At 61.4% G+C, this 1,030-nt stretch carries 2 protein-coding genes; one reads left to right on the plus strand and one right to left on the minus strand.

Annotation, left to right across the window (positions count from 1 at the left end):
* Nucleotides 1-286 (minus strand): trimethylamine methyltransferase family protein (locus EOA29_RS37650; protein WP_189479141.1); only part of this gene is annotated, 286 nt, incomplete at its 3' end.
* A 272-nt stretch (nt 287-558) separates the two neighbouring features.
* On the opposite strand from EOA29_RS37650, the gene EOA29_RS37660 reads away from it, so the two are divergent.
* A partial coding sequence (locus EOA29_RS37660; RefSeq protein WP_127222473.1) for a B12-binding domain-containing protein occupies nt 559-1,030 on the plus strand: 472 nt, incomplete at its 3' end.

Here is a 1,030-nt window from a genome sequence, read left to right on the forward strand (position 1 = left end):
CGCCCTTCACGTCGGCGCCAGCCTCTTTCCAGAGCGCGAGCGCCTCGGCGTCGTCGCGGAAAATGATGCCGATCTCTTCCAGCACCGTGTCGGTGTTCTTCTCGATCAGCGCCAGGCCTTCCTCGTCGAGGACCTCGTAGACGTTGATCTTGCGCTTGATGTAGGTGAGCTGCGTGCCCGGACCGCCGCCCGAACGGGCCGCCCGGCGTGCCGCCGCGCCGCCGCTGGCGCCGCGTCCGCGTCTTCCGCCCGACGCTTCCTGCTCCACTGACGCGTTATCGCTCATGATCGTTCTTCCTATGGATTTGGCCTGGATTGGCTCGCGGCCCTGTTTGTCGCCGCTTCTTGCCGGATCGTAGCCATGCACCCTATTCGAAACGGCCAGCCAGCGCCAACGCCTGTCGCAAAATCGACAAGAAAAGCGCCAACTTTTCAGTCGCTTTCCTTTTGCGGGAAGTCGCAAATCAGCTATGGCTACCTTGCCCTCGCGGGTTAGGTATTGGCGCATCGATTTTAGGCTGCAGCAAGCATTCCGAGCAGCAAGGAGCCCGAGAAAAAATGTCCGACGACGAGATCATCCTTTCCGAGCTTTCCGACGAGGAGCTCGTGCAGCAGATGCACGACGACCTCTATGACGGGCTGAAGGAAGAGATCGAGGAAGGCACCAACATCCTTCTCGAGCGCGGCTGGCAGCCCTACACGGTGCTCACTGAAGCGCTGGTCGAAGGCATGCGCATTGTCGGCGAGGATTTCCGCGACGGCATCCTATTCGTGCCGGAAGTGCTGCTGTCGGCCAACGCCATGAAGGCCGGCATGGCCATCCTGCGCCCGCTGCTCGCCGCCACCGGCGCGCCGAAGCAAGGCAAGATGGTGATCGGCACCGTCAAGGGCGACATCCACGACATCGGCAAGAACCTTGTCGGCATGATGATGGAAGGCGCGGGCTTCGACGTCATCGACCTCGGCATCAACAATGCGGTCGAGAAATATCTCGACGCGATCGAACAGCATCAGCCCGACATCATCGGCA

Origin of the sequence: Mesorhizobium sp. M1E.F.Ca.ET.063.01.1.1 (assembly GCF_003998155.1) — a bacterium.
Taxonomy (GTDB): domain Bacteria; phylum Pseudomonadota; class Alphaproteobacteria; order Rhizobiales; family Rhizobiaceae; genus Mesorhizobium.